Annotated in this window: 10 protein-coding genes; 8 read left to right on the forward strand and 2 right to left on the reverse strand. The window is 69.0% G+C overall.

All coding sequences use genetic code 11. The features are described 5' to 3' along the window. Positions 1-179: 179 nt before the first annotated feature. Positions 180-647: an RDD family protein gene (locus ACF08M_RS04960; protein ID WP_392183810.1), complete on the reverse strand. Its 468-nt coding sequence runs from the start codon at positions 645-647 to the stop codon at positions 180-182. A gap of 254 nt (positions 648-901) precedes the next feature. On the opposite strand from ACF08M_RS04960, the gene glnA reads away from it, so the two are divergent. Then, the gene (gene glnA / locus ACF08M_RS04965; RefSeq protein ID WP_392183811.1) at positions 902-2,311 is read left to right on the forward strand and encodes a type I glutamate--ammonia ligase; all 1,410 of its coding nucleotides are present in this window, start codon (positions 902-904) and stop codon (positions 2,309-2,311) included. Positions 2,312-2,925: 614 nt separating this feature from the next. On the opposite strand, the gene ACF08M_RS04970 is transcribed toward glnA, so the two are convergent. Further along, entirely contained in the window at positions 2,926-3,816 is an 891-nt protein-coding gene (locus tag ACF08M_RS04970) for a fumarylacetoacetate hydrolase family protein (protein WP_392183812.1), read from the reverse strand. Positions 3,817-4,045: 229 nt separating this feature from the next. On the opposite strand from ACF08M_RS04970, the gene ACF08M_RS04975 reads away from it, so the two are divergent. The 7 genes from ACF08M_RS04975 to ACF08M_RS05005 all read left to right on the forward strand — a co-directional run bounded on the left by ACF08M_RS04975 (position 4,046) and on the right by ACF08M_RS05005 (position 14,079). Beyond that, positions 4,046-4,798: an aminoglycoside adenylyltransferase domain-containing protein gene (locus tag ACF08M_RS04975; RefSeq protein WP_392183813.1), complete on the forward strand. Its 753-nt coding sequence runs from the start codon at positions 4,046-4,048 to the stop codon at positions 4,796-4,798. A gap of 166 nt (positions 4,799-4,964) precedes the next feature. Next, entirely contained in the window at positions 4,965-5,531 is a 567-nt protein-coding gene (locus ACF08M_RS04980) for a TetR/AcrR family transcriptional regulator (RefSeq protein ID WP_392183814.1), read from the forward strand. Between the two features lie 97 nt (positions 5,532-5,628). Next, positions 5,629-6,144, forward strand: coding sequence for a VOC family protein (locus tag ACF08M_RS04985; RefSeq protein WP_392183815.1), 516 nt, complete (start codon positions 5,629-5,631; stop codon positions 6,142-6,144). After that, positions 6,141-7,823 carry an FAD-dependent monooxygenase gene (locus ACF08M_RS04990; RefSeq protein WP_392183816.1) on the forward strand — a complete coding sequence of 561 codons (1,683 nt, stop codon included), beginning with the start codon at positions 6,141-6,143 and terminating at the stop codon, positions 7,821-7,823. The genes ACF08M_RS04985 and ACF08M_RS04990 overlap by 4 nt, the downstream gene beginning before the upstream one ends. 427 nt (positions 7,824-8,250) lie before the next feature. Continuing rightward, positions 8,251-11,772: an indolepyruvate ferredoxin oxidoreductase family protein gene (locus tag ACF08M_RS04995; protein WP_392183817.1), complete on the forward strand. Its 3,522-nt coding sequence runs from the start codon at positions 8,251-8,253 to the stop codon at positions 11,770-11,772. Between the two features lie 297 nt (positions 11,773-12,069). Next, positions 12,070-12,834, forward strand: a complete 765-nt coding sequence (locus ACF08M_RS05000; RefSeq protein ID WP_392183818.1) for a hypothetical protein — start codon at positions 12,070-12,072, stop codon at positions 12,832-12,834. A 342-nt stretch (positions 12,835-13,176) separates the two neighbouring features. Beyond that, a complete protein-coding gene (locus tag ACF08M_RS05005) occupies positions 13,177-14,079 on the forward strand; it encodes a helix-turn-helix transcriptional regulator (protein WP_392183819.1) in 903 nt (300 codons plus the stop codon). Positions 14,080-14,123: the final 44 nt, after the last annotated feature.

The following is a 14,123-nucleotide window of genomic DNA, read 5'->3' on the forward strand; positions in this document are numbered from 1 at the left end:
CCCTGGGGGTGGGTGGTGCCGGGGCGGTTGCTTGGGGCCGGTCCCGCCGCCGCGCCCAATCCCAGCGGCGGGGGGGGCGGGGGCGGCCCACGAGGCCCCCCCCCCCCCCCCCCCCTCCTCGTCTTCCGTCCTCTCGGTCCCGCCCAATCGCGCGGGCCCTCGCCCGGATTCGGTCCCGCTCAGATACGGACCTGAACCGCACGGGCCAGCCGGTCGTGCAGACCACGGCCGTCACGGTCCCAGACCAGGGCCGGAATCGCCAGGCACAGCAGCACACTCCGGACGACCGCCCGCCCGAACGTCAGCCGGCCGCCGTTCTCGGAGATGACCCTGGTACCCAGGACGCGCTTGCCGGGCGTGCAGCCGATGGTTCCGACGGTGAGCACACTCAGTACGAGAAAGACGCCGAGCGCCCAGTTTCCCGCCGCCTGCTGGTCACCACGTGCGAACAGTCCGTATGCGATCAGCATGCACAGGGCCCAGTCGATGAAGAGCGCGCCGACGCGCCGCCCGAACGGCGCCATGGATCCCGGCCCGTGCTCGGGCAGACCGAGCCGCTTGCCCCGGTGGCCGAAGTCGGCCCCCATCTCCTCGGCGGCCGCGCGCGGCCCGGAGAGCCACGATCCGATTGCTTGCCTAGTGTCCACCCGAACACGGTACTGCGCCCTGTTTCGCTCCCCGCCGGGCGGGGGGCCGCCGCGGGCTCCCGGGCGGGCCGGACGAGGGGCCGGTACCGGCCTCGATGTGCCGCTCGCGCTCGGCTCGGTTAACTTCTGCGAAACAAATGGGTCATGCTGGAGAAATCCGGTCTGCCTAAGGTCGGGTCGAGCGTGTGCCACCGCACTGGCCGCACCACGAGTTGCAACCCCGTCCCTCCCGGGCCGGGAGTAGGAGGATTTGGATGTTCCAGAACGCCGACGACGCGAAGAAGTTCATCGCTGACGAAGACGTCAAGTTCATCGATGTCCGGTTCTGCGACCTGCCCGGTGTGATGCAGCACGTCACCGTACCGGCGGCGACCTTCGACCCGACCGAGGAGCTTGCCTTCGACGGTTCGTCGATCCGCGGTTTCCAGGCCATCCACGAGTCCGACATGGCGCTGCGCGCAGACCTGTCGACCGCCCGTGTCGACCCGTTCCGCCGTGACAAGACCGTCAACATCAACTTCTTCATCCACGACCCGATCACCGGCGAGCAGTACAGCCGTGACCCGCGGAACGTGGCCAAGAAGGCCGAGGCGTACCTCACCTCCACCGGCATCGCCGACACCGCGTACTTCGGTCCCGAGGCCGAGTTCTACGTCTTCGACAGCGTCCGCTTCCAGACGTCGTCGAACGAGAGCTTCTACCACATCGACTCCGAGGCCGGCGCCTGGAACACCGGTGCGATCGAGGACAACCGTGGGTACAAGGTCCGCTACAAGGGCGGCTACTTCCCGGTACCGCCGGTCGACCACTTCGCCGACCTGCGCGCCGAGATGTCCCTGGAGCTGGAGAAGAGCGGTCTCCAGATCGAGCGCCAGCACCACGAGGTGGGCACCGCCGGCCAGGCCGAGATCAACTACAAGTTCAACACGCTGCTCGCCGCAGCCGACGACCTGATGCTCTTCAAGTACATCGTGAAGAACGTCGCCTGGCGCAACGGCAAGACCGCGACGTTCATGCCGAAGCCGATCTTCGGCGACAACGGCTCGGGCATGCACGTCCACCAGTCCCTGTGGGCCGGCGGCGACCCGCTGTTCTACGACGAGCAGGGCTACGCGGGCCTCTCGGACACCGCCCGCTACTACATCGGCGGCATCCTCAAGCACGCCCCGTCGCTGCTGGCCTTCACCAACCCGACGGTGAACTCGTACCACCGTCTGGTTCCCGGCTTCGAGGCCCCGGTCAACATGGTCTATTCGCAGCGCAACCGTTCCGCCGCGATGCGTATCCCGATCACGGGCTCCAACCCGAAGGCCAAGCGCGTCGAGTTCCGCGCCCCGGACCCGTCGTCCAACCCGTACCTCGCCTTCTCCGCCCTGCTGATGGCGGGCCTCGACGGCATCAAGAACAAGATCGAGCCCGCCGAGCCGATCGACAAGGACCTGTACGAGCTGGCTCCCGAGGAGCACGCGACCGTCCAGCAGGTCCCGACCTCCCTCCCGGCCGTACTGGAGGCCTTGGAGGCGGACAACGAGTACCTGCAGGCCGGCGGGGTCTTCACCGCCGACCTGATCGAGACGTGGATCGACTACAAGCGGACCAACGAGATCGCCCCGATCCAGCTGCGCCCGCACCCGCACGAGTTCGAGCTGTACTTCGACCTCTGAGCCGCAGGGTCGGGCAGCCTGGGCAAACGCCCTGGAAACCGGCCATGACTTGTGAGAACTCTTCCCAGCAGTTCTCACTGTCACTGGTTGCCGTCCGTCCGCTCGTGTACCGGGTGCGCACCGCCCGGCCCGATCGCCGACGTGACGTCAGCAGCGTGAACGAGGGCCGCTGTCCCGTAACCGGGGCGGCGGCCCTCGTCCGCGTGCGGTCCGGTGCCCTCAGCGGCCGTGCACACTGCGGCGCTCGCGCGGCCACTCCGTTCCGGCTGAGAGCCTGTCGGGTGACCTTCGATCGGGTAGCGGACGCGGTCTGGTGCGTGCGGTTCCAAGGCGCCGGGATGTCCTTGGATGGGGTCTTCCCTGCTCGAACGAAGCTGAGAGCTTGGGGAAGGAGCTACTTGGACATTTCGGCAACGCGGGAAGCGTGCGTGCCAGGGCGTGGCCGCCCGATCAGAGGTCACCCGACAGGCTCTGAGCACGTCCGCCCGGGAAGGAAGACCTGGTGCCCGCACCGGCGGCCCGGACCACCCCGTGTGCCGTGACCGGCGAGCGCTACGGCCTCGATCGCGCGGAGCCGGCCGGGAAACCTCTCCCGCGTACGGTCTCTCCGGCGGTCACGTACCCGCGCTTCCTTTCTCGGGGACGGCCGCCACGCGGTTGCGGAGCGTACCGATGCGCTCGACCTCGACCTCGACGACATCGCCGGGGCGCAGATGGCGACCGGAGAACAGGCCGGCGCCGCGCGGTGTTCCGGTGAGGATCACATCGCCGGGTTCAAGGGTCTGGTAGCGCGAGAGGTAGGAAATCAGCTCGGCCACGCCGTGAATGAGACCGCTGGTGCGATCGTCCTGGCGTACCTCGCCGTTGACCAGTGTGCGCAGCCGCAGGTCGAGCGGCTCGGCGAATTCGTCCGGGGTGACCAGGCAGGGACCGAGCGGCTTGAAGGTGTCGAAGCTCTTGGACACGCCGATGGACGCGGTCGGATCACCCGACATCGCCCGCTGCTGGATGTCGCGCGCCGAGACGTCGTTGGCGATGGTCAGGCCGGCGAGGTGGCTCGCCGCGTCGGTGGCGTCGACGGCGGTGGCGGGCCGGCCGATCACGGCGGCCACCTCGCCCTCGTAATCGACCTGTCCGGCGGCGACCGCGGGGAGACGGATGTCGTCGCCGGGGGCGGTGACCGCGGAACCGGCGACCACCTGGAAATTCGGCTCCGTGGGCAGGGTGATGCCGGACCGCCCCATCGCGGCGAACATCTCCAGGGCCTCCTCCGCGTGGCTGGGGTAGTTGAGACCGACGATCAGGATCTTCCCCGGCCGGGGCACGGGGGCATGCACACGGACCTCGTCGAGAGCGACCCGCCGGACGACCGCCGCCGTGCGGGCCGCCGCGATCCCGGGACCGCGCAGGAGGGCGCCCAGGTCGGCGAAGGGGAGATCGAGTACGGAGAGCTCGCCGGGGCTCTCCTCCCTGGCAATGCCCAGGGCTGTGCTGTACAGGCGCATCACGGACTCCCGCGTGTCGGGGAAGGAATTTTTCTTGCTTCAGAGTCAAGAGTGTTCTTGTCTTGGAGTCAAGAGTTCACCGGTTGCCAGGCCCCTGTTTCCCGGTGCCGCTGATGAGGATGAGGGGGCGCCACCCAAAGGCCGTCCCGCAAGAGGGGCTGACGGGCCCGCGGCGAGGGCCCCTGGTGAGACCCCCCGGGTTCGGTGAGCCGCCCATATGCTCGACTCCATGACCACCGCTGCTCTTGTTCCTTCTGACGTCGTCCGTTATGTCGCTGAGGTATCGTCCGCCCTCGCCGGTGTGCGCCCGGACCTGATTGGTGTCTATGTGCATGGCTCGGCCGTGCTGGGGGGATTCAGCGCTGCACGCAGTGACGTGGATGTGCTGGCCGTGGTCGCCGAGCCCGGCACCCAGGCCGACCAGCAGGCCATGGGTGAGGCGGTGGTGGGGACCGCAGCGCGGTGCCCCGGCACGGGACTGGAGATGAGCATCATCACCGCGGCGACCGCGGCCGGCCTCGATTCCTGTCCGTTCGAGGTCCACATTCGCACCAGTGCGACCGAGAGCACGATCATCCCCGGAATCAACCATGCCGGTGACACCGACCTGATCCTGCACTGCGCCGTGTGCCGGGCGCATGCGCTCGCCGTCCACGGTCCCCCAGCAGCCGAGGTCCTCGGACCGGTTCCCGCCGACCGCGTCGGTGCGGCGATGGTCAGCGAACTTCAGTGGGCACTGGACCACGCGAACGCAACGTATGCCGTCCTCAACGCCTGCCGTGCGCTGCGATTCGCCGAGGACGGGCAGCTGTGCTCCAAGCTCGACGGCGGCCATTGGTACCTGGCTCACCACGGGGCCAACGCGGCCGTGGCCGCGGCCATCGCCCACCAACGTGACGGACGTACAGGACCGACGACGCCCGAAGCCGCCGCGTTCGTGGCGACGGCACGTGGCCGACTGGGCGGCCCGGAACTGCACTAGCACCCGTTCCCGGCACGCTCTGCCCCGTCGCGCCGCCGAGCACGCACGCGTGGCATCGCCCGCCCCCACGACCTCGCCCTCACCGGACAGCCGACGAGTCCGTCCAGCAGGGGCAGGGGTCCGACACCCCGAGATCATTGCGGGACAGCCTCTAGGCTGGGTTGCTATGCCACGGAACCGTCAACAGATCCCGAAAGCCGAGCGCGAGGCCGTCCTGGTCGACGGCGCCTGGGAGCTCTTCACCGCCAAGGGATACAAGGGGACCAGCCTGACCGAGGTCGGCAAGTCGGCGGGCGTCGCGGCCAACGCCGTGCGCTGGTACTTCCCGACCAAGGACGACTTGTTCGCCGCCGTACTGGACCGCCTCTTCCTGAGCGAGCGGGAGCGCGTCGAGACGGATCCCGCGATCAGGGACGACCCGCGGCGGCAATTGGTGACGTTCCTCGTCGACCTGGAGGTATATCGCGGGCTGCACCGGGAGGCCTATGACCGCATGGACGAGTCGCCCGCCCTCGCCGACGCCTACTCCCGCATGCAGGAGTGGCTGGAGGGCCGCCTTCTCGCGGCCGTCGCAAGCCGGCTGCCCGAGGGGGCAGATGTCGCGCCGGTGGCGGACGTGGCGCATGTGCTCTTCGAAGGGCTCCTGGTCAGCACCCGGGAGCTGGACCGGCCGGCCGAGGAGTTCGTCGACCTCCTCATGGAAGCGCTGGCGGCTCTCGCGGCAGCGCGCTGACGACGGTCTCTTGACTGCCATACAAGAGAATCCCTAAGCTTCTCTTGCATGGCAGCCAAGAGGGCTGTCGTGCCCTCGATAAGGAGGTCGCCACCCCATGGCTTCTCCCGGCAAACTTGCCCACGTCGTCCTGCGCACCGGCCGTCTGCCGGTCATGACCGACTGGTACGTACGCGTCCTCGAAGGCCACGTCACCTTCGCCAACGAGGCCCTCGCCTTCCTGACCTACGACGACGAGCACCACCGTGTCGCGCTGGTCGCCACCGGAGCGTCCGAGCATCCGACGGACGCGCACACCGGTCTGCACCACGTGGCGTTCACCTACGCGACCATCAAGGATCTGCTCGACACGTACCAGCGGCTGAAGGGGGACGGCATCCGTCCTTTCTGGTGCATCAACCACGGGCCGACCACCTCGATGTACTTCGAGGACCCCGACGGCAATCACATCGAGCTCCAGATCGACAATTTCGCCACCGTGGAAGCCCTCGACGAGTGGTTCCGGTCCGGAGCCTTCGAAGCCAATCCGATCGGGGTCGCGTTCGACCCCGACGACTTGGTGCGGCGCTTCGACTCGGGTGAGCCCTTCGCGGAACTGGTCAGGCGCGCATGAACGACATCGACGTCCCGGTCGTCATCATCGGAGCCGGCCCCGTGGGGCTGGCCACCGCGCTCGTCCTGGGCCGGCACGGCGTCCGCAGCGTGGTCTTCGAACAGTACGGCGGGATCAATCCGCACCCCCGGGCCCACATCGTCAACACGCGGTCCATGGAACTGTTCCGCGCCTGGGGCATCGCGGACGCCGTCCGCGCAGACGCGGTCGACCCGGTGTCGGCCGGCACCATCCTGTGGAAACAGACCCTCGCCGGGGAATCACTGGGCCGGATCGGCCTTGTCGAAGGACCGGAGGACCAGCTCCTGCGCCGGATCCATTCCTCCGCCGAGCAGCTCATCTCCTGTGCCCAGGACCGTGTGCAGCAACACCTCCTCGACGCGGTCCTCGCCCAGGGCATGGCCACCGTCCGCTACAACACCACCGTCGTGGAGGTGACGGACCACGGCGACTCGGTCGACGTCACCGTCGAAGACGTGAGCGGGCGAAGGATCCTGCGCACCCCGTACGTTGTGGCGGCGGACGGGGCGACCGGGGGCATGCGCGACAGGCTCGGCATCGCGATGGACGGCTCTCCGGTCCTCGGCCACCAGCTGAGCATCTACTTCCACGCCGACCTGTCCCCCTGGACGCGGCAGGATCCCGCCCTGCTGATCTGGCTGATCAACAGCGCCTCCCCGGGACTCCTCATCGGGATGGACGGCGTCCGCCGCTGGACCTTCCAGCGGAACTTGGACCCGGCCGTCGAATCGCCGCAGGACTACCCGCCCGAACGGTGCGCCCAGATCGTCCGGGACGCCGTCGGAACCACCGAACTCGACGTGGACATCCGCTCCGTGGGGCAGTGGACCATGACGGCCCGGACCGCCGAGACCTACCGCAGCGGCCGTGTCTTCCTCGTCGGCGACGCGGCACACCAGTTCCCGCCGACAGGCGGCCTGGGCATGAACAGCGGCCTCGCCGACGCGGACAACCTCGGCTGGAAACTCGCCGCCGTCCTGGCGGGCCGCGCCTCCGACGCCCTGCTCGACAGCTATGAGCGTGAACGCCGGCCCGTCGCCGTCGCCAATGCCCGCCACAGCATGCTCAACGCCATCAAGATGGCCGAGGTCGGGATCGGGCCCGAGACGACCAGGATCGCCGCACGCCTCGAAGGCGCGGACCCGGCAGTCGCCGCGGCGGAACGCCGACGGATCGCGGAGGCCATCCCTCCGCAGCGCCCGCACTTCGACGCGCTCAACCAGGAGATCGGATACGTCTACGGCCCGGCCCGGCAGGCCGACGGCGTCGACGGTCCCCCGCCGTCGGCCACCGACTACACACCGACCGTCGTTCCCGGAGCGCGACTTCCGCACGCCTGGGTCGAACGTGACGGGGAACGGGTGTCCACGCACGACCTCCTCGTGCCGGGCTTCACCCTCATCACGGGGCCGGGGGGAGCCACTTGGGCCGACGCCTTCTCGGAGGCCGCTGAGACCGGGGAAGGCATGGCGAAACGGACCGTCGTGATCGGACGTGACGTCACCAGCCCGGACGGCCACTGCCCTGAGCTGCTCGGGATCGGTGAGGACGGAGCCCTCCTCGTCCGGCCGGACGGCCACATCGCCTGGCACAGCACCGAGGGATCTTCCCTCGCGTCGGCTCTCGCCGCCCTGCTTCACGGGGCAGCGCGGCCCTAGGTACGGCCCGCCCAGGTTCTGTGCGGCCGCAGCCGGAAGACGCGGCCCTGTCCCTGCGCTCCCGGATTCTCGCCCAAGGCCGCTCGCCCCGCTCGGTGGCCCGGCGAGCCGGCCGACGGGCCCGCGGCCGGCGTTGCTTTCATTCCAGCGAGCCGGCTGCCGGGGCGCGCCGGCACTCCCGTGCCCCGGCCGTCGGCGCCCCGGCCCTCCGGCTCGGGAAGCCGGGCCCGGCCGCCCCGGTCTGCCATGCCCGGCTGCCCCCCGTCTGCCGGGCCCGGCCCACGGATGCCGCGTTCCGACCGGTGCCGACCGGCGCATCGTGGCGGCCCCTTCGGCATCACCGCCCCGGGCGCCCGCCCCTGCCGTACCGGGCAGACTCCGCGCCCGCCCCGCCGACCACCGATGCCCCATCTGGAGGAACCCAGTGGTGACCCCTCAGAACACAACCGGAACCCAGCCCACGCTTCAGGATCGATTCGTACGCGAAGAGGGCACCATCCACCTCACCGGCATCCAGGCTCTCGCCCGCCTGCCGCTCGACATCCGTCGCGCCGACCGTCGTGCGGGCCGCAGCACCGCGGGGTTCGTCTCCGGGTACGAAGGCTCGCCGCTCGCCGGATACGACATGGAACTCGCGCGCTGCCGCCCCCTCCTCGACGAGTACGACGTCGTCTTCCGCCCGGGTGTCAACGAAGAGCTGGCGGCGACGGCCGTCCAGGGCACCCAACTCGCCGCCGCGCAGCCGGACAAGCGCGTCGACGGCATCACGGCCATCTGGTACGGCAAGTCCCCGGGGCTGGACCGCGCCTCGGACGCCATCCGGCACAACAACCTGATGGGCACCCACCCGGCCGGGGGTGCGCTCGCCCTGGTCGGTGACGACCCCGCCGCCAAGTCGTCCACCGTCCCCGGTGCCTCCGAACTCCTCCTCGCCGACCTCGGCCTGCCCACGCTCTACCCGTCCGACCCCCAGGAAGCGCTCGACTTCGGACTGCACGGCGTGGCGATGTCCCGGGCAGCCGGCCTGTGGGTGGCGCTGAAAGTCGTGACGGCGGTCGCGGACGGCTCCGGCACCGTCGACGTGAGCGCCGACCGGATCTCACCGGTCGACCCGGATCTCGTCGTCGACGGAGTGCCGTACCGCCACACCGTCGGCACCCGGATGGTGCAACCGGCCCTCGGTGACCTGGAACGCAGCCGGGACGGCGCCCGCCTGGAGATCGCCCGCCGCTACGCCGTCGCCAACAACCTCAACCGGATCACCGTATCGGGGTCCGACGACCGCATCGGGATCGTCGCGGCAGGCAAGACCTTCCTCGACGTCCGCCACGCCCTGCGCATCCTCGGGCTCGACGACGCCGAACTGAAGCGGCGGGGTGTGCGCTTGCTCCACCTCGGCATGATCCACCCGCTGGAACCCACGGTCGTCGAGCGGTTCGCGAGGGGACTGCGTCACATCGTGGTCGTGGAGGAGAAGCGGCCACTGATCGAGGCCGCCCTCAAGGACCTGCTCTACGGGAGCGGTGACCGGCCGTCCGTTTCCGGCAAGCGCGCACCCGACGGTTCGGTCCTGTTCCCCCTCGACGGAGAACTCGATCCCGACACCGTCGCCGCACGGCTCGCACCCCGGCTGAACGAAATGTCCGAATTCCCCACCGTACGCAGCTGGTTGGACACGACGCGGCCGGCAGCGGCCCGACGCAGGACGCTGCCGCTCCTGCCGGTGGTGACCCGCACCCCGTATTTCTGTTCCGGTTGCCCCCACAACCTCTCGACCAAAGCACCCGAGGGTGCCGCCGTCGGAGCCGGGATCGGCTGCCACGCCATGGTCACGCTCATGGACCCCGCCCTGACCGGGGACGTGATCGGCATGACGCAGATGGGGGGCGAGGGCGCCCAGTGGATCGGCATGCAACCGTTCCTCGCACGCGACCACTTGATCCAGAACCTCGGCGACGGCACGTTCCACCACTCCGGCAGCCTCGCCGTCCGGGCGGCGGTCGCGGCCGGGGTGAACGTCACCTACAAACTGCTCTACAACTCCGCGGTGGCGATGACCGGCGGACAGCAGCCCACCGGTGTCATGCCCGTCCCCGCGATCGTCCAGGAGCTGTTGGCGGAGGGTGTCAAGCGCGCCATCATCACGACCGAGGACGTCAAGCGCTACCGGAAGGTCACTCTTCCGAAGGGCGTCGTCGTCTGGCACCGCGACCGGCTGCCCGAGGCCCAGGAGGTGCTCGCCCGGACCCCCGGCGTCACCCTGCTCCTTCACGACCAGGAATGCGCGACGGAACTCCGGCGCAAACGCAAGCGCGGCATCGCACCCGAGCCCACCGAGCGTGTGGTGATCAACGAGCGGGTGTGCGAGGGGTGCGGCGACTGCGGACAGCAGTCGAACTGCCTCTCCGTGCAACCCGTCGGCACCGAGTTCGGCCGCAAGACCCGGATCGATCAGTCCTCCTGCAACAAGGACTACGCCTGCCTGGCCGGGGACTGCCCCTCCTTCCTCACGGTCGTCCCCGCCGGAGGGAAGCGCGCCTTCACCTCCGCGCCCATGCCGGACAGCGCCGCCCTGCCCGATCCGAATCCTGCCGCTCCGGCGTCCCACACCACCCGGATCACCGGCATCGGTGGCTCCGGCGTGGTCACCCTCGCGCAGATCCTCAGCACCGCGGCCTCGCTCGTGGGCCTGCACGTCCGAACCCTCGACCAGACCGGCATGGCCCAGAAGGGCGGCGCGGTGGTCTCCGACATCAAGATCACCACGGAGCCGACGGATCAGGCGGGCAAGGCGGCCCTGGACGAGTGCGATCTCTACCTCGGCTGCGATCTGCTCGTGGCCGCGGAACCCGGAAACCTGTCGGCGACCGCCCCGGCGCGAACCGTGGCGGTCGTCTCCACGGCAGAGGTCCCGACCGGACAGATGGTGATCGACCCGGACGTGTCGTTCCCGCCCGCCGAACCGCTCAAGGAACGGATTCGGGCCGGGGCCAGGAACACAGTCTTCCTGGACGCGCGGCGGCTCGCCGTTGACCTGCTGGGCGAGGACCAGTTCGCCAATCTCCTGCTGGCGGGCGCGGCCTACCAGAGGGGTGGGCTGCCGCTCCCGGCGCACGCCATCGAGGAGGCGATCACCCTCAATGGCGTCAAGGCCGAAGCCAACCTCAAGGCGTTCCGCCTCGGCCGCCAGGCCGTCGCCGCCCCCGATGCCTTCGCCGCTCTCCTGAAGGGGCGTGCCGCTCCGGCGGGGCCGGGGCCCAGCCTCTCCTCCGCAGCCCGCCGCACCCTCGCGTCGGTCGGGGCTGCCCCCGGGTCGGAGCTTGCCCGGCTCCTGGAGGTCCGCGTTCCGGATCTCATCGCTTACCAGAACGCCGCCTACGCGACGAGGTACGCACGCTTCGTCGAACAAGTGAGGCAGGCCGAGTGCGAACGCGTCCCCGGCTCGACCGCCCTCACCGAGGCCGTGGCCACGTACCTGTACAAGCTGATGGCGTACAAGGACGAGTACGAGGTGGCCAGGCTCTCCCTCGACCCCGCGGTCGAACGGGAGGTGAGAGACCGCTTCGGGGACGGCGCGCGCATGTCCTACCGCCTCCATCCGCCCGTCCTGCGGGCACTGGGGATGAACCGTAAGGTCGAACTCGGCCCCTGGTTCAAACCCGTCTTCCGCGCCCTCGCGGCGATGCGCGGCCTCCGCGGCACACGCCTCGATCCGTTCGGGCCGGCGCGCGTGCGACGCACGGAACGGGCCTTGGTGGTCGAGTACGAGGCCACGATCACCGAGGTCTGCCGGGACCTCGACGAGAACGCCCACGGCCTGGCCGTCGAGATCGCTTCACTGCCCGACATCGTGCGCGGCTATGAGGAGATCAAGATGGCATCAGTCGCGCGGTACAGGGCCCGTTCCGAGGAACTCGTCGGCCGTCTGCGCTCCCTGACGCCCGCCTGAGTCCCATGCCGGGGTCAGAGCGCTTCTCCGGCTCTGCTTCGAGCTCTGGGGAACGGGATCGGTCACGGCGGGACCTGATTCGCCGCCAGATGTCATGACGGGGCCGCCGCCTCCTTCCGGAAGCGGCGGCCTTCACCCTATTCATCCCTCACCGAATCGCGAATGCGTATCCCCCGAATTCGCAACCGCACGGAATTAAACCTGAGACTGCCAATCCCAGGATGAACGGTCTCTTGTTGCCCCTCGGACCCCATGTGACGCTTTTCATTGCACGGACCCACCACGAAGGGGAATCTCATGCACGGAAAGAAGCGAATTCTCGCCCTGCTCGGCGTCCCGCTGGGTGCATCGCTGGCAATGGCACCCGGAATCTCCACCGGAGCGCACGCCGCAACACCTGGCAAGAGCGCGACATCGGGGGCCGCTTCACAGCCGTCGGCCGTTCCAGGAGCCTCCTGCTCGATTACTGGAATCGAAGACCCGAATGAGAGCGCGCAGATATCCGGCGCCGGATTCACCCCCGGACAGCTGGTCTCCTTCATCAGCGGGAAGCGCACGATCACCACTGCAACGGCTGACATCGGTGGAGCGGTCAAGGCGGTGGCGGTAGTCAAGGCCGACGACTCCGTCACGGCCCAAGAGGGAGCCAACCAGCAAGGTTGCCTGAACCTCGTCAAGGCGAGTGCGACATCGCAGACCGGCACAACCGTTCCGGGCAGCCCCGACGAGAGGGAACAGGCGCTCACCGCCGGGGCGGACGACGGCGCCGCGACGTGCAGGCAGAATTCCGACAAGCTCAGCGAGAACACCGGAAAGAGCCAGAGCTACGTGGCTGCCTACACTGAAGGGTTCAACAACAAGGTGGCATCCATCAGGGGTTGCGCCGCGATGCTGGAGCAGCTGAGGTCGGGAGTCCCGGTCTCGCAGAACCAGAACCAGAACCAGAACGAAAACCAGCGTGAAAACCAGAACCAGCGCGAAAACCAGCGCGAGAACCAGAACAGGAACCAGAACCAGAACCAGAACCAGGGTGAGCGTGCAGGCGGGCAGGGGAACCGCTGACCTCAGCCTCACCTGGAGGGCCCGGCAGCTCGCTGCCGGGCCCTTCGCGGTGTGGCCGGCGTGGTCGGCGTGGCCGGCGGGCTTCCCGGGCTCGCCCGGCGCACGGACCGTCCTCGTCCGCCACTCTCTGTGCACCCGAACACCGCCGGGCCGACTCCCCGGCTCGGTCCCTCAATGCGATCCCACCAATGGCGTAGTGCGGCGGTACGCCTCCTGGCGCTTCCGGCCGCATTTTCGCGCGTCACAGAGCGCTTTTCCGGAATCCGACTATCCTGGGGAGGAGGTACGACGAGGTACCAGGTAATGCCATCCGCAACAGTCGCCCAGCAGAGGGGACAACGGATGAATTACAACCAACGGCGAGTGGAACTCGCGAACTTCCTCAAAACACGACGACTGGCCCTTCAACCGGAAGAGGTCGGTCTTCCTTCGCGAGCAGCGCGGCGGACCCCGGGTCTGCGACGGGAAGACGTCGCCGACCTGGCAGGGATCAGCGTCTGCTGGTATTCCCGCCTCGAACAGGCCCGGAACATCCGGGTCTCCGACCAGGTCCTCAATTCGCTGGCCAAAGCCCTGCGCCTCAACGCCGAAGAGCGCGACTACCTCCTCGCCCTGGCGAACATGGACGCCCGTTCCAGCGCGAGCGTTCCCGCCGATGGTGTGACCCCGGCTCTCCAGCACATCCTGGACAGCCAGCACCCGCATCCGGCATTTGCCCTCGGCCCCCGTTTCAATATTCTGGCCTGGAACCAGGCCAGAACCGACGTCTACGGCGACCTCACCGAAATCCCCCCTGAGCACCGTCACATGCTGTGGCTGTTCTTCGGCGGATATCTTCGTGGACTGGTTCAGAACTGGGAGCCGAGCGCGCGATCGGTACTGGCCGCGTTCCGCGCGGCCACCGGTCTGTACGTCCACGAGCCGTGGTTCACCGCATTGGTTCGCGAACTGAGCGAGAGCAGCCCGGAGTTCCGCACCTGGTGGCAGCAGCACGAGATCGAAAGGCGTCGCGTCACCGCCCGGGAAGTGAAGCATCCTTCGGTCGGCCGCATGGTGCTGGAGGAGGTCGCACTCGTCGTCGACGACTGCTCGGACCAGCGGATCGTCCTTGAGGTCCCACAGCCCGGCACCGGCACCGAGAACAAGTTGACAGCACTCTCCTGCCTGCCTCGCCGGGCCCTTACTCCGCCGTGGTACGTGCTTCGTCGGCCGGCCTCGCGGGAACAGCGGAACAACACCTTCTGACAGCCGGCCCGGTGCCGGAACCGGCCCGCGCCCCGTCGGCGGCG

The sequence above is a fragment of the Streptomyces sp. NPDC015032 genome, assembly GCF_043080425.1.
In the GTDB taxonomy this organism is placed as follows: domain Bacteria; phylum Actinomycetota; class Actinomycetes; order Streptomycetales; family Streptomycetaceae; genus Streptomyces.